The following is an 18,735-nucleotide window of genomic DNA, read 5'->3' as shown; positions in this document are numbered from 1 at the left end:
GTGTGCTCCGTAACACTGCGTAAAAGGTGACAGAGGAGGTGTGGGGGGTTCAGAGAGTGCGCAGGGTCCAGCTCCAGCGGTGGACACCCGGTGCGACGAGATACGACGGTGAGGTGTCGGGCCCGCACGAGGCGGTGCCCAGACCCCGGTGGGCCGCGTCCAGATGCACCACGCAACCGGCCCGCGGGACGAGTTCGTCATGATGGCCTACGGCGGTCAGGTCCTCGGCGTGATAGCGGGTGACCGAGACCTGACGCGGTTCGTCGAGCACCACCGTCAGTCCGGTGGCGTCCGGCGCCGACAGCGTGAAGTGCCGTACGCCGTGCCGCCCGCCGCTCTCCTGCGGGCGGAGATAAGGGGTGAACAGCTCGTCCACCGGCACGGAGTGATGGCCGACGGGCGCCCCGAAGGCGCGGTCCGGATACGACTCCCAGGGGCCCTGCCCGTACCACTCCATCAGGTCCAGACCCGCCACCGTCTCGAACACCGAGCCGACCCGCGCCACATCGGCGAGCGCGACCGGCAGTTCGGCCGACTCCTCGACGTGGATGCCGTCCTCGACGGGGGTGAACACCTGCGTGTGGCGGACGACACCGGCGTCCGACGCGTACTCGGCGTGCACGGTGAGGCGGCCGGCCGCCTGTCGCACGTCGACGACCTTGCGCGCCGGCGCGTCCAGGCCCCAGGCCCGCCAGCGCAGGGCCGTACCGCCCAGCTCGTCGTTGTCGGTGGGTGCCCGCCACAGCGACAGCGTGGGGGCGGAGGTGAGCAGGGGATGGATCAGCAGGCCGTCGGCGTCGACCTCGACGGAACGGTTCCGCATCGCCAGGACGGACCGCTTCGGCGGAGCCGCCCGCAGCCGTACCTGCGGCAGACACACCACCGTCCCGCGCGGCGCCCAGGGCTCGTCGTGGGCGGTCGTCACCCGCAGCGTCAGCCACGCCTCGCCACTGTCCTCGGGCAGCTCGAACGGCAGCGGCACCGCCGCCGTCTCGCCCGGCCGCAGATCGGGCAGCTCGGCAGGCGCGGTCCGCGTGCCACCGTCGGCCAGGGACAGCTCCCACTCGGCCTTCAGCCAGTCCAGCCCTCGGAAGTGCTGGTGGTTGCCGAGGACGATGCCCTCGTGCTTGAAGCACTCCAGGCGCACCGGCGCCGCGATCTCCCGGTGCTCGTACATCACCGGCTTGGGCGTGCGGTCCGGGAACACCACGCCGTCCGCGATGAACGCGCCGTCGTGGATCGTCTCCCCGAAGTCGCCGCCGTACGCCCACCGGTGACCCGGCGCGGCGACACCGCCCTCGTACAGCCCGGCACCCCCACGCCCGACCGGTCTTCCGTCGTTCACACGCTGGAGGATGCCGTGGTCCCAGAACTCCCAGATGAAGCCGCCCTGAAGCCCCGGGGTGGACTCGATGGCCGCCCAGTGGTCGGCCAGCGTGCCGTTGCTGTTGCCCATGGCGTGCGAGTACTCGCACTGGATGAGCGGCTTGGTCTGCTCGCCGGACAGCGCGTGCGCCACGCAGTCCTCCAGCGGCGCGTACATCGGGCAGGCGATGTCGGAGGCGAGGTCGGGATCCGCCCAGCCGAGCTTGGCCGCCCCCTCGTACTGGAGGGGCCGCCTCGGATCGTGCCGGCGCACCCAGCCCGCCGCCGCGTCGTGGTTCGCGCCGTAGTCGGACTCGTTGCCCAGCGACCAGATGATGACCGAGGGGTGGTTCTTGTCCCGCAGCACCATTCGGGAGACCCGGTCCACGAAGGCGTTCAGATAGCGGGGGTCGTCGGCGATCTCGTGGGCGTGGTCGTGGGACTCGATGTCCGCCTCGTCGACGACGTAGAAGCCGAGCTCGTCGGCGAGGTCGTACAGCGTCGGGTCGTTCGGATAGTGCGCGGTGCGGATCGCGTTGAAGCCGAAACGCTTCAGCAGGACCAGGTCCGCGCGCATGTCGTCGTACGACACCGTCCGGCCGGTCAGCGGATGGAAGTCGTGCCGGTTGACGCCTCGGACGAACACCCGCTCGCCGTTGACCAGCAGGTCCCGGCCGACGATCTCGACGTCGCGGAAGCCGACGCGGTGGCGGGAGGTGTCCGCGACGGTGCCGTCGGCGCGGTGCAGCCGCACGGTCAGGTCGTACAGCTCGGGCGTCTCGGCACTCCAGGCGCGCACGTCGGGGACGGTGGTCCGCAGCCGGGCCTCGCCGAGGAAGTCGGAGACACGGTCGTCCTCGGTGTTGAGTCGGTCGAACTCCGTGTCCTGGCTGAGGAGTTGACCACTCAGCTCCCCGCTGACGTACCACCCGTCGGGCAGCGCACCGCCGGTGTCCCGCACCCGGCAGTCGACCCGCAACTCCCCGTACCGCCCGGCCCGCACGGTCACGTCGGCGAGATGCAGCGGATCCGTCGCGTACAGCAGCACCGAGCGCGTCACGCCCCCGTGCCACCACTGGTCCTGGTCCTCGATGTGCGAGGCGTCCGACCACTTCACCACGGTCAGCCGTACGACGGCCCGCTCGCCGGGGCGTACGACCTCCGTCAGATCGAACTCGGCGGCCAGGTGGGAGTCCTTGGAGATGCCGACCGGCCACCCGTCCACGTGCACGAGCAGCACGCTCTCGGCGGCGCCGACCTGGAGCACGATCCGCCGGCCGGCCCATTCGGCGGGGACGTCCACCGCGCGCTCGTAGACGCCCGTCGGATTGGCGGCGGGCGACTGCGGAGGGAATTCCGCATACGGCATACGGACGTTGGTGTACTGCGGAAGGTCGTCCGTGTCCTGCATCGTCCAGACACCGGGGACGTTCGACGACGACCAGACCTCGGACACCGGCGCGTCCGGCGACGGCAGCAGCTGGAAGCGCCAGTCGCCGTCGAGCTTCAGCGCCCCGGCGCGGCGGTCGACGGCGTTCATCGGCAGCCGCCCCCACGAGGTCACCTCTGGTGCCTCCCAGGGGCGCAGCGCCAGCAAGGGATCCATCAGCGGATGGCCCCCTTGCCGAGGTCGCTGATGATCTGCTTGGCACCGATCGCGAACACGATCAGCAACGGGATGAGGGCGAGCAGCGCGCCGGTCATCACCATGCCGTAGTCCGTCGTGCCGTGCGTGCCGTTGAGCTGGGACAGCGCCACCTGGAGGGTGACGTTGTCCGGGTTGGTGAGGGCGATCAGGGGCCAGGCGTAGTCGTTCCACTGGCCCATGAAGGTGAAGATGCCGAGGAAGGCCAGGCCCGGGCGGACGACCGGGAGCGCCACGTGCCAGTACTGGCGCAGGAAGCTCGCCCCGTCGATCCGTGAGGCGTCGAGCAGTTCGTCGTGGATGGCGCTCTTCATGTACTGGCGCATCCAGAAGATGCCGAACGCGTTGGCCGCGGCCGGGACGATCAGCGAGGTCATCGTGCCGATCCAGCCGATCTTCGCCATGATCACGAACTGCGGGATGGCCGCCAGCTGCGCCGGCACCATGAAGATCGCCATCATCAGTCCGAACAGCGCCCGGCGGCCCGGGAACTCGAACTTGGCGAAGACGAACGCCGCCAGCGAGTCGAAGAACAGCACCAGCACGGTCACCGAGACGGCGACCAGCAGCGAGTTGAACATCGACCCGAAGAAGTCGATGTTGTCGAAGAGGTGGCGGAGGTTCTCCAGGAAGTGCGAGCCCGGCAGCAGCTTCGGCGGATAGGAGAAGATCTCGGTCGACGTGTGCGTCGACATGATCACGGCCCAGTAGAACGGGAAGGCCGACAGCAGAAGACCGATGACCAGGACCGCGTGCAGTGCGATGCCCCGGCGCCCGGAGCCCTTGATGGATGCCATGGTGACCGGCCTCCCTATTCTTCGCCCCGGCGCTGCACCAGGCGCCAGTTGATGATCGAGAAGATGACGACGACGAGGAAGATGCCCCACGCCACGGCGGCGCCGTAGCCGAAGTCGTTGTTGTCGAAGGTCTGCTGGAAGAAGTAGAGGACCATGGTCCGGCCGGCGTGGTCGGGGCCGCCCGAGAACGTGGACTCGTTCGCCGTGGTCTGCAGCAGCACCTGGGGCTCGGCGAAGCTCTGCAGTCCGGTGACCGTCGAGACGACGAGCACGAACAGCAGCGTCGGCCGCAGCATCGGCAGCGTGATCCGGAAGAAGGTCTGCACGGGACCGGCGCCGTCCACGCGCGCCGCCTCGTACAGCTCGCTCGGGACCGTCTGGAGCCCGGCGAGGAAGATGATCGCGTTGTACCCGGTCCACTGCCAGGTCATCAGCGTCGCGATGGCGACCTTGATGCCCCACGGCGTGTTCAGCCACGCCACCTGGTCCAGGCCGACGGCCTGCAACAGAGCGTTCATCAGACCGAAGTTGGTGGAGAAGACCGACCCGAAGATGATCGCGACCGCGACGATCGAGGTGACGTTCGGCAGGAAGTAGGCGAAGCGGTAGACGTTCTTGAAGCGCACCGCGGAGTTGAGCATCACGGCCGTCACCATCGCCAGGAAGATCATGGGGAAGGTGGCCAGCGCCCAGATGATGATCGTGTTCCCGATCGAGCTCCAGAAGTCGGTGTCACCGATCAGGTAGCGGTACTGCGACAGGCCCGCCCACTCCATCGAGCCGAGGCCGTCCCAGCGGTGCAAGGAGAGGTAGAGCGAGAAGCCGACGGGGATGAGGCCGAAGCCGAGGAAGAGCAGGTAGAAGGGGGAGATCGCGGCGTAGAGCCGCCAGTGGCTCAGGATGCCCTTCTTGGGAGGGGCGGCCGGTGTCTCGGCCACGACGGTCGGGGGCTGTTCGACCACGGGTGCGGTAGCCATCAGTAACTCACCCCCAGGTGGTCCGCGATGCGCCGGCACTTGCTCATGGCGTCCTTCCAGGCCTTGTTCGGGTTCTTGCCGAGGACGCCGACGTTCTTGATCTCGTCCCGGATGGGCTGCCCGAGGGCGATGTCGTACGGGCTGTTGAAGGCGACCGGGATCTTCTCGGCGGCCGGGCCGAAGACGTCCATCGTGATCTGGTCGCCGAAGAACGGGTCGGGCTCGCGCAGCTTCGTCATCTCGTACGAGGCGGGGGTCGAGGGGAAGAGGCCGGCGTCGACGAAGCCCTGGGCCTGGTTGTCGGCGTTGAGGATCCAGGTGATGATCTCGAAGGCCCGCTCGGGCTCCCGGCAGGCCTTGGTGATCGCCAGGAACGACCCGCCGACGTTCGACGGGCCGCCCGGACAGCTGGCCACCCGCCAGTTGCCCTTGGTCTTCGGGAACTGGAGTTTGAGGTCGCCGGCCGCCCAGGAGGCGTTCAGCTGGCTGGGCAGCTGCCCCCTCTCGGTGGCCGAGATGGAGTCGGGCGTGCCCGTCACCAGGTCCGACACGAGCCCGCGCCGCTTGGCCTCCACGGCCCGGTCCCAGCAGGTGCGGACGTGCTCGCCGTCGCCGATGAAGTGCCGGTCCCCGTCGACGAACCGCGTGGTCCCCTGGCCGATCGACATCTCGAAGACGCTGCCGACGTCGGTGAGGATGCGTGCGCCGGGGATCCGCTGCTTGAGCTGCTCACCCGCCGCGAAGAACTTGTCCCAGGTGCCCATTTCCCTGGACACGTCGGCCGGCTCGAACGGGAGCCCGGCCCTCTCGAAGACGGCGGGCTGGTAGAAGTGCACGACCGGGCCCACGTCGATGGGGAAGCCGACGAGGCTGCCGTCCTCGGCGACGCCCTGCTGCCACTTCCAGTCCAGGTACTGGCTCTTGAGCTTCTCGGCGCCGAGCGTCCGCAGGTCCACGAACTGGTCGGCGTTCGGCAGATAGGACGCCATGTCCTCGCCCTTGAGCCCCGCGATGTCGGGGATGTGGGCGCGGCCGGCCATGGTGGTGATCAGCTTGGAACGGTAGTAGCCGCCGATCTGCTGGGCCTTGAGGGAGACGTCCTTGCCGTAGCGGGCCTGGGCCTCCTTGACGACGGTGTCGCTCAGGCCGCCGCTCCAGTACCACAGGACCATGTTTCGGCCGGTGGAGCCGGTCGGCACCGCGCAGCCGGACGCCAGGCCGCCGAGCGCCGTGGCGGCCGTACCGGCCAGGCCCGCGCGCAGCAGGCCCCTTCGTGAGAGCCGCACAGCTCCCACCGCCTTTCGGATCTGTTCGAGACTTCGCATAGAAGGGCCGATCGTGGGGGTGATCGGGGGGTCAGTGCCGTGCGGGCGGCGTGACGGGGGCGTACTGGACGGGCGGCCCCACGTCCGCCGGGATGCGGTCGGCGAGGAAGCCGTACGCCCGCTTCAGCTCGGGGTCGGTCAGCGAGCGCCACCAGCGGTCGACGCCGTACCAGCCGGGCGCCGCCAGCGCGCCACCGTGATGCCCTACGGACAACCCGGCCGCCAGCACCGCGAACCGCAGCCGCTCCTGAAGCGGCCAGCCGCCGAGGGAGGCCGCGACGAAGCTCGCGCCGAAGACGTCCCCGGCGCCCGTCGCGTCCAGGACGTCGAGGTCCAGGGCGGGCACCTCCGCGTACTCGCCCGTCGTCTGGTCGGCGGCGACGGCGCCGTCGCCGCCGCGCGTGACCACGGCCACCGGCACCAGCTCGGAGAGCGTGCCGAGCGCCGCGACCGCGCTGTCGGTACGGGTGTAGGCCATCGCCTCGATCTCGTTCGGGAGGAAGGCGTGGCACAGCGCGAGCTGGTCGAGCAGGTCGCGGGACCACTCCTGGGTGGGGTCCCAGCCGACGTCGGCGTAGATCTGTGTGCCGTTCGCCGCCGCCTTCGCCAGCCATCCGCGCGGCTCGGCCTCCAGGTGCACGAGGGCCGTGCGCGCCTCGGGCGGGTCGCCCATCAGCACGTCCTGCGAGTACGGCGGTTCCTGACCGTGGGTGACCAGGGCCCGGTCGTGGCCGTGGGCGAGGGCGACGGTGACGGGGGTGGGCCAGTCGTCCGCGACCCGGGAGAGCGCGAGGTCGACGCCTTCCTGGCGAGCGAGGAGCTCCTGGCAGTAGGCACCGTAGAAGTCGTCGCCGAAGACCGTGGCCAGGGAGGTCTTCAGGCCGAAGCGGGAGGCGGCGACCGCCAGGTTGGCGATGCCGCCCGGGCCGCAGCCCATACCGGTCGTCCAGATCTCCTCGCCCGGCGTCGGCGGCTTGCCCAGGCCCGTGAGGACGAGGTCGTAGAAGAGCAGCCCGGTCAGCAGCACATCGGGCCGGTCGTCGCCCACGCGCGCATCCTCTCGTCAAAAGTCTTCAATTCGGTGACCGGAATCGTGCGCCCCACAGCGAGATTGGTCAAGAGTCATGCAGAACTGAGCATAGAAATGATTGACAATGACGAGTACTGTTCATGTCGTGCTGGCTGAACGACGACACCAACTCATCCTGCGGGCCCTGCGCTCGGGCGGCCCCGCGGCTGTGACCGACCTCTCCGAGCAACTCGGTGTGAGCCCTGCCACCGTCCGGCGTGACCTCGTCAAGCTGGAGGAGGACGGGCTGCTCACCCGCGTGCACGGCGGCGCGGTCGTGGAGGAGGGCGACCAGCCCTTCGCCGAGGTCGCCGAGGTCCGGGTGTCCGAGAAGGACGCGATAGCGGCCCGGGCCGCCGCGCTGGTCCAGGACGGCCAGTCGGTGCTGCTCGACATCGGCACCACGGCCTACCGCCTGGCCCGCCAGCTGCACGGCCGCCGGCTCACCGTGATCACCAGCAACCTGGTGGTGTACGAGGAGCTCGCCGACGACGAGGGCATCGAGCTGGTGCTGCTTGGCGGCATGGTCCGCCGCGAGTACCGCTCCCTGGTGGGCTTCCTCACCGAGGACAATCTGCGCCAGCTGCACGCCGACTGGCTCTTCCTCGGCACCAGCGGGGTACGGCCGGGCGGGCAGGTGATGGACACGACGGTCGTCGAGGTACCCGTCAAGCGAGCCATGATCAAGGCCGGTGACAAGGTCGTCCTGCTCGCCGACTCGGCGAAGTTCCCGGGTACGGGCATGGCGAAGGTCTGTGGTCCCGAGGACCTGGACGTGGTGGTGACGAACGCGCCGGTGAACGCGGAGACGCGCTCCTCCCTTCAGGAGGCGGGTGTCGAGGTGATCCTGGCAGGAAAGGCGGGAGCAGCGTGAAGCTGACGATTCTGGGCGGCGGCGGATTCCGGGTGCCGCTCGTGTACGGGGCGCTGCTGACGGACCGCGGCGAGGGCCGGGTTACCGAAGTCGTTCTACACGATCTGGACGACAGTCGACTGTATGCAGTCGCCCGTGTATTGGCTGAACAGGCCGCCAACGTGCCCGACGCACCCGAGGTGACCACCACCACCGACCTCGACGAGGCCCTGCGCGGCGCCGACTTCATCTTCTCCGCGATCCGCGTCGGCGGCCTGGAGGGCCGCGCCAACGATGAACGGGTGGCGCTGGCGGAAGGCGTCCTCGGTCAGGAGACGGTCGGTGCGGGCGGCATCGCCTACGGTCTGCGGACGGTCCCCGTCGCCGTCGACATCGCCCAGCGCGTCGCCCGCCTCGCCCCCGACGCCTGGCTCATCAACTTCACCAACCCGGCCGGACTCGTCACCGAGGCCATGTCCCGCCACCTCGGTGACCGCGTCATCGGCATCTGCGACTCGCCGGTCGGCCTCGGCCGCCGTATCGCCCGCGTGCTCGGCGCGAAGAACCCGCAGGAGGCCTGGATCGACTACGTCGGCCTCAACCACCTCGGCTGGGTGCGCGGCCTGCGCATCGCCGGCCGGGACGAGCTTCCGCGCCTGCTCGCCGACCCCGACCTGCTCGGCTCCTTCGAGGAGGGCAAGCTCTTCGGCGTCGACTGGCTGCGGTCCCTGGGGGCGATCCCCAACGAGTACCTGCACTACTACTACTTCAACCGGGAAGCCGTACGCGCCTACCAGCAGGCCGACAAGACCCGCGGCGCCTTCCTGGCCGACCAGCAGGCCCGCTTCTATCAGGAGATGCGGCGCCCCGACGCCGCCGCCCTGACCGCCTGGGACCGCACCCGCGCCGAGCGCGAGGCCACCTACATGGCCGAGAACCGGGAGACGGCCGGCGCCGGCGAACGCGACGCCGACGACCTGTCCGGCGGCTACGAGAAGGTGGCCCTCGCCCTGATGCGGGCCATCGCCCGAGACGAGCGCACGACGTTGATCCTCAACGTCCGCAACCAGGGCACCCTTTCCGTGCTCGACACGGACGCCGTCATCGAGGTCCCGTGCCTGGTCGACGCCAACGGCGCCCACCCGGTCGCCGTCGCCCCGCTGCCCGACCACGCCACCGGCCTGGTCTGCTCGGTCAAGGCGGTCGAGCGCGAGGTGCTCGCCGCCGCCGACTCCGGTTCCCGTGCGACGGCTGTGAAGGCGTTCGCACTGCACCCGCTGGTCGACTCGGTCAACGTGGCACGGCGGCTCGTCGAGGGCTACACCGCCGTCCACCCTGGCCTGGCGTACCTTGGGTAAGCGCTTTCCCCACCCTCTGACCTGGAGATTCTGATGCACGACGAACGCCGCCGGATCGAGGAGCGCGTCGAGCGCGTTCACGACCAGCGCATCAAGCCCGCGATCTACGCGGCCACCGTCCCGTTCGAGGTCGAGGCCTGGCAGGCGCCGGGGGAGCCGGTCTCCTTCGAGGAGGCCGCCGCCGCGCCCTACGAGCCCTTCGTGATGGACACCCCGTGGGGTCCGCCCTGGGGCACGACCTGGTTCCGGATGCGCGGCCAGGTGCCGGCCGAGTGGGCCGGCAAGCGCGTCGAGGCGGTCATCGACCTCGGCTTCGTGGGCGACTGGCCCGGCAACCAGGCCGAGGCGCTGGTCCACCTCACGGACGGGACGCCGCTGAAGGCGGTCAACCCGCTCAACCAGTACGTGGCGATCGCCAACCCGGCCACGGGCGGCGAGACGGTCGACTATCTCGTCGAGGCGGCCTCCAACCCCGACATCCTGGCGAACAACTTCGCGGCCCCGACGCCCATGGGCGATGTACTGACGGCAGGCGACCGTCCACTGTATACATTCCGCCGCGCCGACCTCGCCGTCCTCGACGAGCAGGTCTGGCACCTCGACCTGGACCTCCAGGTGCTGCGCGAGCTCATGGTCCACCTCGGCGAGCACGAACCGCGCCGCCACGAGATCATGCACGCCCTGGACCGCGCCATGGACGCCCTGGACCTCGACGACATCTCCGGCAGCGCCGCGGCCGTCCGCGAGGTACTCGCGCCCGTCCTGGCCCGGCCCGCCCACGCCAGCGCCCACACCATCTCCGGCGTCGGCCACGCCCACATCGACTCCGCCTGGCTGTGGCCCATCCGCGAGACCAAGCGCAAGACGTCCCGCACGTTCTCCAACGTCACCTCGCTGGCCGACGAGTACGACGACTTCATCTTCGCCTGCTCCCAGGCCCAGCAGTACGAGTGGGTGCGCGACAACTACCCGCACGTGTGGGCGCGCATCCAGGACTCGGTGAAGAAGGGCCAGTGGGCGCCGGTCGGCGGCATGTGGGTCGAGGCCGACGGCAACCTGCCCGGCGGCGAGGCCATCGCCCGCCAGCTGATCCACGGCAAGCGGTTCTTCATCGAGCACTTCGGCGTCGAGACCAAGGGCGTGTGGCTGCCGGACTCCTTCGGCTACACCGCCGCCTACCCGCAGCTCGCCAAGCTCGCCGGCAACGAGTGGTTCCTCACCCAGAAGATCTCCTGGAACCAGACCAACAAGTTCCCCCACCACACCTTCTGGTGGGAGGGCATCGACGGCACCCGCATCTTCACCCACTTCCCGCCGGTCGACACCTACAACGCCCGGTTCAGCGGCGAGGAGATGGACCGGGCCGTGCGCAACTACTCGGAGAAGGGCGGCGGTACGCGCTCGCTCGCCCCCTTCGGCTGGGGCGACGGCGGCGGCGGCCCCACCCGCGAGATCATGGAACGGGCGCGGCGCCTGAAGGACCTGGAGGGCTCCCCGAAGGTCGTCGTCGAGCACCCCGACGCGTTCTTCGCCAAGGCCCGCGAGGAGTACCCGGACGCCCCGGTCTGGAACGGCGAGCTCTACCTGGAGCTGCACCGCGCCACCTACACCTCCCAGGCCCGCACCAAGCAGGGCAACCGGCGCAGCGAACACCTGCTGCGGGAAGCCGAGTTGTGGGCGACGACGGCCGCGCTGCACGCGCCCGGCTACTCGTACCCGTACGAGAAGCTGGACCGGCTGTGGAAGACGGTCCTGCTCCACCAGTTCCACGACATCCTGCCGGGCTCCTCGATCGCGTGGGTGCACCGGGAGGCGGAGGCCGAATACGCCCGTGTAGCCCAGGAGCTTCAGGCGCTGACGGCCGAGGCGATCGCCGCGCTGGGCGCCGGCGGGCCGCGCGTGTTCAACACGAGCCCGTGCGACCGCGCCGAGGTGATCCGTACGGCCGACGGCACACCGGCGTACGTGGAGGTGCCCGCGAGCGGCAGCGCGCCGCTCACCGACGCCGAGCCCGCGCAGCCGGTGAAGGCCGAGGAACGCGTCCTCGACAACGGCCTGGTCCGTGTGGAGGTGGCAGAAGACGGAACACTGTCGTCTGTCTACGATCTACGGTCGAATCGCGAAGTCCTCGCCGGCCAGGGCAACCTGCTCCGCCTCCACACGGACCTGCCCAACTACTGGGACGCCTGGGACATCGACAAGCACTACAAGAACCGCTACACGGACCTGCTGACCCCCGACTCCGTCGAGGTCGTCTCGCAGGACCCGCTGCTCGGCGCGATCCGCGTCACGCGCTCCTTCGGCAAGGGCTCGACGATCACCCAGACGATCACCGTTCGCGCCGGCAGCCCGCGCATCGACTTCGAGACCGACATCGACTGGCACGAGGCCGAGAAGATCCTGAAGGCCGGCTTCCCGGTGGACATCAGGGCGCCGCACTCCTCGGCGGAGATCCAGTTCGGCCACGTCCAGCGCCCCACCCACACCAACACCAGTTGGGAGGCGGCCCGTTTCGAGGTCGCCGGCCATCGATGGGTGCACATCGGCGAGCCCGGCTACGGCGTCGCCGTCATCAACGACTCGACGTACGGCCACGACGTCTCCCGCACGGTCCGCGAGGACGGCGGTACGACGACCACGGTCCGCCTCAGCCTGGTCCGTGCCCCGCGCATCCCGGACCCCGAGGCCGACCAGGGCAGGCACCGCTTCGTCTACTCCCTGCTCCCCGGTGCGGACATCGAGGACGCCGTCGCCGAGGGCTACGCCCTCAACCTGCCGCTGCGCGTGGCGGACGCCTCGGGCGCCCCAGAGCCGGTCGTCTCCATGGACGGCGAGGGCGTGACGGTCGAGGCGGTCAAGCTCGCCGACGACGAGTCGGGTGACGTGGTGGTGCGGTTGTACGAGTCCCGCGGCGGCCGCGCCCACGGCGTGCTGCGCACCGGATTCCCGCTCGCCGGCGCCCAGGTCACCGACCTGCTGGAGCGGCCCCTTCAGGACGCGGACCTCGACGGCGACGGCGACGGCGCGGTCGCAGTCTCGCTGCGCCCCTTCCAGGTGCTGACGCTCCGTCTGCGGCGCGGCGCCACCGGCCGGTAGAACCCGGCACCCCGGGGCGGGCACGTCGTCGTGCCCGCCCCCTCCGACGAAGTGATCCTGTCCTGTCGAGGAGTTCACCCGTGCCCATGCAGCCCTGGTTCACCGATGCCAAGTTGGGGATCTTCGTCCACTGGGGGATCTACGCCGTCGACGGCGTCCAGGAGTCCTGGTCGTTCTACGACGACATCGTGCCGCACGATCAGTACATGTCCCAGCTCGACCGCTTCACCGGCGCCAAGTACGACCCACACGCCTGGGCGAAGCTCTTCGCGCGGGCCGGCGCCAAGTACGCCGTCCTGACCAGCCGCCACCACGACGGCGTCGCCCTGTGGGACACCGCGTACGGCGACCTCAACCTGGGCCGCGACTACATATCCGGTTACGCCGACGCCCTGCGCGAAGAGGGCCTGAAGGTCGGCCTGTACTACTCGCACTCCGACTGGAACCACCCCGACTACGCCTCGACGCGCAAGCCGGGCCGCCCGCCGGAGCTGGAGGACAACCGCTACTCCGAGGTCGCGGCCGAGGACGAGAACCTTCAGGCCTGGGAGCGGTTCATCGCCTACCGTGACGGCCAGATCCGCGAACTGGCCTCCCGTTACCGGCCCGACCTGATGTGGTTCGACGGCGAGTGGGACCGCAGCGAGGAGCAGTGGCGCATCCGCGAACTCGCCGCGCTCATCCGCTCGTACTCGCCCGACGTCGTCTTCAACGCCCGCATGCTCAGCGAGGGCGACTACGCCACGCCCGAACAGGGCGCCCCCGTCGTGCCGCCCGAGGGCCCCTGGGAGCTGTGCCTGACGATCAACGACTCGTGGGGTTACCAGCACCACGACCACAACCACAAGTCGCTCAGCCAGCTGATCCGCTACTTCACCGAGACCATCGGCGGGGGCGGCAACCTGCTCCTCGACGTCGGCCCGATGGAGGACGGCACCATCCCCGAGCCGCAGGTCGAGCGCCTCGAAGGGCTGGGGGAGTGGATCCGCAAGCACGCCGAGGGCGTGTACGGGACGGTGCGCGGGCTGCCGGCCGGGCACCACTACGGGCCCAGCACCCTCTCCGCCGACCGCCGCACCCTCTACCTCACCGTGTTCGACATCCCACGCGCCGAGATCGGCGTCCGCGGCCTGGTCACACCGGTCCGCAAGGTCACCGTCCTCGGCACCGGCACCGAACTGGCCCACCGCGTCGTCGGCGGGCTCCACGAGGCCGTCGGCGTGCTGTGGATCGACTCGCCCGACGCGGCCGACATCGACCCGTATGCCACGGTGCTCGCGGTCGAACTCGACGGCGAACTGGAGCTGTACCGCGGGTCGGGCCGCTTCTGAGGCCGCGTCCGAGATGCCGGGCCACTGCCGGGCCACGGTGGTTCCCATCAAGAATTAAGAAATCGGTAAATGACCTGGTCACGGGCGGAATTAGAGGTTCCGTGACCACGGTGCTTTGCCTGCGCGACACCTGGAGTTCGCATGCCACCCCTGGGATCAGGAGCGCACAGCGCGAGAGAAAGGTGTCACGGTGCGAGACCCGCGTATGTCCGCGATCGGCAAGGGGCTGAAGCGTCGGGGGAGGCTGATGAAAGAGGCCGTGAGCCCGCCGCGCCGGAACCTGGACGCCGTACCCGCGCCCCGCTCCCGGTCCGCGGCCGAGACGTACACCGCCCCGCGCGCCCCGCGCCTGGTCAAGTCGCCGGTGTTCGTGCTGTCCTCCGTGCGCTCCGGGTCGACCCTGCTCAGGGTGCTGCTGAACAGCCACAGCCGCATCCGTGCCCCGCACGAGATGCATCTGCGCACCCTCCACGTCGAGTTGACACGCGACTTCACCGCCGAGGCCATGAAGGCACTCGAACTGGACAAGGAGGAACTGGAGCACGTCCTGTGGGATCGGGTGCTGCACCTGGAACTCACCCGCAGCGGCAAGAACGTCATCGTCGACAAGACCCCGGCCAACACTCTCATCTGGCCCCGGCTGCGCCGATGTTGGCCGGACGCCCGCCACATCGTCCTGCTGCGGCACCCGGGCGCGGTCATCACGTCCCTGACCAACCGCCGTACGGATCCCGATCACGAGGCCATCCGTGCCGAAGTCCTCGACTACAGCGAGAAGCTGGAAGAGGCCCGCCAGAGCCTCGACGCCCACGTGATCACGTACGAGGAACTCACCGCCGAACCGGAGAAGACCACCCGCGGCCTGTGCGACTACCTCGGCGTCCCGTGGGAGAGCGCCATGCTCGACTACGGCAGCAAGGACCACGGCGCGTTCCGCCCGCAGCTCGGCGACTGGAGCAGCACCATCAAGTCGGGCCGCATCCAGCCCGCCCGCGCAGCCGATCCGGAAGCCGAACTGCCACCGCGGCTTGTGGAGTTGGCGAAGGCGTGGGGCTACCCGGTCGAATGATTCGGCCCACGGAATTGACCCATGATTCCGGCGCCGGATTGCCCCCTGCCACCGGTCGATCAGCTCCCTAAAGTCGTAGCCATGACGACGACTCAGCAGAACGAGACCACGCAGGCCCCGGACTTCACCCCGGTCCTCACCCGTGCCGCCGCGGCCGAGACCACGCGTGACCCCAGCAGCGTGATGACGCTCCTCGCGGACTCCGCCGACACCGGCGGGCGCCTCACCAGCTACCGCTCGACCTTCGCCGAGGGCGCGGTCGGCGCGCCCGCCCATCTGCACACCGAGGCTTCCGAGCTGTTCTTCGTGATCGACGGATCGCTGCAGGTGCTGGTGGGCGAGGAGATCACGGTCCTGGAGGCGGGCGACTTCCTCGTCGTGCCGCCGCACACCCCGCACGCCTTCGCCGCCGCGCCCGGTGCGACGGCGGACGTGCTGTTCGTCTTCACACCGGGCGCCGGACGCTTCGACTACCTGCGGCTGCTCGGCCGGGTGATGCGCGGCGAGACCGATCCGCAGGAGATCAAGGACTCCTCGGAGCGGTTCGACAACCATTACGTCGACAGCCCGGTGTGGCGCGAGGCGCTCGCGGCGCGCGGCTGACCGGCGAAGGGCCGGACGATCCGAGTCGCCCGCCGAGGTGGCGGCACGGTGTGGCGCGGGCGCGGGCGAGCCGCTCCCGTCGCCGCTGGGTCATGAGCGGCGATCGGGAGCCGGCGCCGGCCGTGTCCAGGCTGCGGCTCTCCCCACTGGAGAGGTGCCCGCCGCGAAGACGCGGGCCGGGCCACTGCCGTCCGTCTGCTCAGGAACGCGCCGAGGGTGTGCTCACGCCGTGGCGGTGGCCGTAGCCGTGGCAGGAGCCTCGGCCTCCGTCGTGACCGTCTCGACCGACTGCGCCGCGGGGGCGGGCACCGCCGGCAGCGGTTCCGGGGCCTCCGTCCGCTGCTGCGGGATCGACAGCGGCCGCAGCGGGCGCGGGCCCGACACCACCGTGTAGTCCTGGCCCAGGAACGGCGGCACGATCTCGCCCGGATCTTCGCCGAGCGCCAACTGCACAGCCGCCCAAGGCGCGTTGATTCCGCACAGGGACAGCTGGTGCAGTCCGCCGGCCGGGCGGGTGTTGACGTCCATCAGGACGGGCCTGTCACCGAACATCCGGAACTGGATGTTGGACAGATAGTGCAGCCCGAAGCCCTCCGCGATCCGCCGCGCCGGCTCCAGCCACTGCTCGTGCAGCGTGAAACCACGACGGCGGCCGTTCTTGGTGCGCCCCACGGCCAGCCGGACCAGGTTGTCGGGACCGGTCAGGCAGTCCACCGACACCTCCGGCTGCTCCAGCCGCGGCATGACCAGCCAGTCCACCGGCTCGTCGGCCTGCTCCAGGACCTGAAGCACCAGGTCCAGCGGCACGTACGGAGTCGGGAAGCCATTGAGGTGCATGAGCGAGAAGGGAGTGCGGGTGATGACACGGAAGCCCACCCCGCCCGCACCGGACGCCGGCTTGAAGCACGCCTTGTGCCCGCCCGCCTCCAACTCCTCTACGGCGGCGACGAGTTCGTCCGTGTTCCGCACCCGCCACCACGGCGGCACCGGCACGCCGATCGCCTGCACCGCCTCGTACGCGATCACCTTGTCGTGGAAGACCGCGACGGCCTCAGGCGGCGGCGCCAGCAGCGCCGTACCGACCGCCTCGAACTCGGCGCGGTGCGCCACGATCGCCGACTGGTGCAGTCGGGGCACGAACACGTCGATGCCGCGGCGCTGGCACTGGTCCAACGCGTACTCCACGTACCCGGCCGGGGACAGACCCTCCGGCTCCAGATCGGCGGAGTCGGCCGCGGCGAGGACGGGGGAGTCGGCGTCCCCATGGGTCGCATGGATCTCGACGGCCCGGTCGCTGGGATTTCTCCGCAGCTGATCCATGAAGAACACGTTCTCCGCGTACGTGCGGTTGAGCCAGACGCGTACGCGAGAGACCATGCAGGCCGCCTTTCACGGTTCGCGGGCAGGGCGAAGCAGGCCCGTGCCCGGGCAGGGTGGATGGAGGGACACCAAACCGCCCCGTGCGAAGGGCGTTGATGGCGGTGGTGTTGGGGCGATCATACGGCTTTGAAAGGGTGCCGCGTGCAACGTGCGTGTTACGGATTTTTCGATCATGCTCGCACCGGTTTCCTGATCATGCTCATCCCGGCCCCGGGCGTGCGGAAGATCGGCCGACTCGATGGGAAGATCGGCCGACCTGGTCCGCCCTTGTCCTCGGAAGCGCAAATGTGTTCTCGTGTTCCCATTCGGGTGATCGAAGGGGGCGACAGGTGACGTCGACGGTCGGCGGTGCCGGACAGCTGCTGGCCATCAGCGACCTGCACATCGGCTACGAGGAGAACCGCGCCCTCGTCGAACGGATGCGGCCCGAGTCGGACGACGACTGGCTGCTCGTGGCCGGCGACGTGGCGGAGACCGTCGCCGACATCCGCTGGGCCCTCACCACACTCGCGAGCCGCTTCCGCAAGGTCGTCTGGGCCCCCGGCAACCACGAACTGTGGACCCACCCCAAGGACACCGTCACCCTCCGCGGAGTCGCCCGCTACGACCACCTGGTCGCCCTGTGCCGGGAAATCGGCGTCACCACACCCGAGGACCCCTACCCCGTCTGGACCGGCTCCGGCGGCCCCGTCGCCGTCGCGCCGCTGTTCCTGCTCTACGACTACTCCTTCCTGCCCGCCGGCTGCACGACCAAGGAACAGGGACTGGCGTACGCGCACGAGACCGGGATCGTGTGCAACGACGAGTTCCTGCTGCACCCCGACCCCTACCCCACCCGCGAGGCCTGGTGCCGGGCCCGCGTCGCCGAGACCGCGCGCCGGCTCGCCGCCCTGCCCGACGACCTGCCCACCGTCCTCGTCAACCACTACCCGCTGGACCGGCACCCCACGGACGTCCTGTGGCACCCCGAGTTCGCCATGTGGTGCGGCACCCGGCTGACCGCCGACTGGCACCGCAGATTCCGCGTCGAGACCATGGTCTACGGCCACCTCCACATCCCGCGGACCACCTGGCACGACGGCGTCCGCTTCGAGGAGGTGTCGGTGGGCTACCCCCGCGAATGGCGAAAGCGCCCGGAGCCACCCGGGCGGCTGCGTCGCATCGTGCCGAAGGAGGTCGGGGCGCGGTGATCTCGGAACTGCTGCCGGACTCCGTGGTGGCCGTGGAGGTGCACGGCAACGACGAGCCCGAGAACGCGTGCCTGTACCCCGAGGAAGCAGCCGTCGTGGCCCAGGCCGTCCCCAAGCGGCGCCGCGAGTTCGCCGTCGTACGCTCCTGCGCCCGCCGGGCCATGGAGAAGCTCGGCGTACCGCCCCAGGCCGTCCTGCCCGGGGAACGCGGCGCCCCGGGCTGGCCCTCCGGACTGACCGGCAGCATGACCCACTGCGACGGCTACTGCGCGGCGGCCCTCGTCCGCGCCACCGACCTGGCCTCCCTGGGCATCGACGCCGAACGCGACGGCCCGCTCCCCGACGGTGTCCTGCTCGCCGTGTCACTGCCCGCGGAACGGGACCGCCTGCGCCGACTCACCCACGAGCACCCCGGCATCCACTGGGACCGGCTCCTGTTCAGCGCCAAGGAGTCCGTCTACAAGGCGTGGTTCCCCCTCACCCGGAAGTGGCTGGACTTCTCCGAGGCCGACATCGAGCTCTCCGTGGACCCGGACGACCCGCTGACCGGCGGCCTGCGGGCCGAACTCCTCGTACCGGGCCCGCTGGTGGGCGGTCGGCGGTTCACTCACTTCGAGGGGCGCTGGACCGCCCGGCGCGGGCTGGTGGCGACGGCCGTAACCGTGCCGCACGCGTAA

Annotated in this window: 14 protein-coding genes; 8 read left to right on the top strand and 6 right to left on the bottom strand. The window is 70.0% G+C overall.

Annotated elements, in window-relative coordinates; all coding sequences use genetic code 11:
* Positions 1-49 precede the first annotated feature (49 nt).
* From ABT063_RS39775 to ABT063_RS39755, 5 genes are all read right to left on the bottom strand, one after another.
* On the bottom strand, positions 50-2,971 hold the full coding sequence (locus ABT063_RS39775; protein WP_351065610.1) for a glycoside hydrolase family 2 TIM barrel-domain containing protein: 2,922 nt from the start codon (positions 2,969-2,971) through the stop codon (positions 50-52).
* A complete protein-coding gene (locus ABT063_RS39770; RefSeq protein WP_351065608.1) occupies positions 2,971-3,807 on the bottom strand; it encodes a carbohydrate ABC transporter permease in 837 nt (278 codons plus the stop codon). The genes ABT063_RS39775 and ABT063_RS39770 overlap by 1 nt, the downstream gene beginning before the upstream one ends.
* Before the next feature lie 14 nt (positions 3,808-3,821).
* On the bottom strand, positions 3,822-4,784 hold the full coding sequence (locus ABT063_RS39765) for a carbohydrate ABC transporter permease (RefSeq protein WP_351065606.1): 963 nt from the start codon (positions 4,782-4,784) through the stop codon (positions 3,822-3,824).
* On the bottom strand, positions 4,784-6,070 hold the full coding sequence (locus ABT063_RS39760) for an extracellular solute-binding protein (protein WP_351065605.1): 1,287 nt from the start codon (positions 6,068-6,070) through the stop codon (positions 4,784-4,786). The genes ABT063_RS39765 and ABT063_RS39760 overlap by 1 nt, the downstream gene beginning before the upstream one ends.
* A 70-nt stretch (positions 6,071-6,140) precedes the next feature.
* The gene (locus tag ABT063_RS39755; protein ID WP_351065603.1) at positions 6,141-7,157 is read right to left on the bottom strand and encodes a carbohydrate kinase family protein; all 1,017 of its coding nucleotides are present in this window, start codon (positions 7,155-7,157) and stop codon (positions 6,141-6,143) included.
* Positions 7,158-7,284: 127 nt separating this feature from the next.
* On the opposite strand from ABT063_RS39755, the gene ABT063_RS39750 reads away from it, so the two are divergent.
* The 6 genes from ABT063_RS39750 (at position 7,285) to ABT063_RS39725 (ending at position 15,488) form a co-directional block, all read left to right on the top strand.
* Positions 7,285-8,052 (top strand): DeoR/GlpR family DNA-binding transcription regulator, encoded by a 768-nt coding sequence (locus tag ABT063_RS39750; RefSeq protein ID WP_351065602.1) that lies wholly within the window; start codon positions 7,285-7,287, stop codon positions 8,050-8,052.
* The gene (locus ABT063_RS39745; RefSeq protein WP_351065600.1) at positions 8,049-9,389 is read left to right on the top strand and encodes a 6-phospho-beta-glucosidase; all 1,341 of its coding nucleotides are present in this window, start codon (positions 8,049-8,051) and stop codon (positions 9,387-9,389) included. Before ABT063_RS39750 ends, ABT063_RS39745 begins: the two co-directional genes overlap by 4 nt.
* A gap of 33 nt (positions 9,390-9,422) precedes the next feature.
* On the top strand, positions 9,423-12,485 hold the full coding sequence (locus tag ABT063_RS39740; protein ID WP_351065598.1) for an alpha-mannosidase: 3,063 nt from the start codon (positions 9,423-9,425) through the stop codon (positions 12,483-12,485).
* 80 nt (positions 12,486-12,565) lie between these two features.
* Positions 12,566-13,816, top strand: coding sequence for an alpha-L-fucosidase (locus ABT063_RS39735; RefSeq protein WP_351065596.1), 1,251 nt, complete (start codon positions 12,566-12,568; stop codon positions 13,814-13,816).
* A gap of 190 nt (positions 13,817-14,006) precedes the next feature.
* Positions 14,007-14,885: a sulfotransferase family protein gene (locus tag ABT063_RS39730; protein WP_351065595.1), complete on the top strand. Its 879-nt coding sequence runs from the start codon at positions 14,007-14,009 to the stop codon at positions 14,883-14,885.
* An 81-nt stretch (positions 14,886-14,966) separates the two neighbouring features.
* Positions 14,967-15,488 carry a cupin domain-containing protein gene (locus ABT063_RS39725; protein ID WP_351065593.1) on the top strand — a complete coding sequence of 174 codons (522 nt, stop codon included), beginning with the start codon at positions 14,967-14,969 and terminating at the stop codon, positions 15,486-15,488.
* 222 nt (positions 15,489-15,710) lie between these two features.
* Here the strand turns inward: ABT063_RS39725 and ABT063_RS39720 are convergent, their stop codons facing one another.
* Positions 15,711-16,865 carry an ATP-grasp domain-containing protein gene (locus tag ABT063_RS39720; RefSeq protein ID WP_351065591.1) on the bottom strand — a complete coding sequence of 385 codons (1,155 nt, stop codon included), beginning with the start codon at positions 16,863-16,865 and terminating at the stop codon, positions 15,711-15,713.
* 332 nt (positions 16,866-17,197) lie between these two features.
* Between ABT063_RS39720 and ABT063_RS39715 the strand changes: the two genes are divergently transcribed.
* Positions 17,198-18,058: a metallophosphoesterase family protein gene (locus ABT063_RS39715; RefSeq protein ID WP_351065589.1), complete on the top strand. Its 861-nt coding sequence runs from the start codon at positions 17,198-17,200 to the stop codon at positions 18,056-18,058.
* Positions 18,055-18,735, top strand: coding sequence for a 4'-phosphopantetheinyl transferase family protein (locus ABT063_RS39710; RefSeq protein WP_351065587.1), 681 nt, complete (start codon positions 18,055-18,057; stop codon positions 18,733-18,735). Before ABT063_RS39715 ends, ABT063_RS39710 begins: the two co-directional genes overlap by 4 nt.

Source organism: Streptomyces sp. NPDC002838, from assembly GCF_040295365.1.
GTDB lineage: Bacteria > Actinomycetota > Actinomycetes > Streptomycetales > Streptomycetaceae > Streptomyces.
Note: the sequence above shows the minus strand (reverse complement) of the source record. Positions and strands in the feature narration are given on the sequence as shown.